1 protein-coding gene is annotated in these 278 nt (G+C 61.9%); it reads left to right on the top strand.

Annotated features, from left to right (window positions below):
* Positions 1–5 precede the first annotated feature (5 nt).
* A partial coding sequence (locus EN851_RS36060) for an AMP-binding protein (RefSeq protein ID WP_281041144.1) occupies positions 6–278 on the top strand: 273 nt, incomplete at its 3' end.

Raw genomic sequence — 278 nt, 5'->3', positions numbered from 1 at the left:
CGAGCATGGCCGCAGGGCGGCCTATGGTGCCCCTCAACACGAGGGATCCGGATACCAGGATCAATGCGATCGTCTCCGAGGCGCGGTTGTCGACTGTCATAGGGGATGGAGACGTCCGACCCACGGACCTGCCGCGAGTTGTCGGCTGGATAAATGTGTCGCCCCGCGGCGAACCGAAGAGCAATCGCGTTCCCCAACTCCATGCGGTATCCGTCGATGCACCCGCGATCGTTCTTTACACTTCAGGCAGTACGGGTCGGCCGAAAGGCATCGTCAAC

It is taken from the genome of Mesorhizobium sp. M8A.F.Ca.ET.208.01.1.1 (genome assembly GCF_004791315.1).
GTDB lineage: Bacteria > Pseudomonadota > Alphaproteobacteria > Rhizobiales > Rhizobiaceae > Mesorhizobium.
The sequence above is the reverse complement of the archived record's forward strand: the minus strand, read 5'-3'. Positions and strand labels throughout refer to the sequence as shown.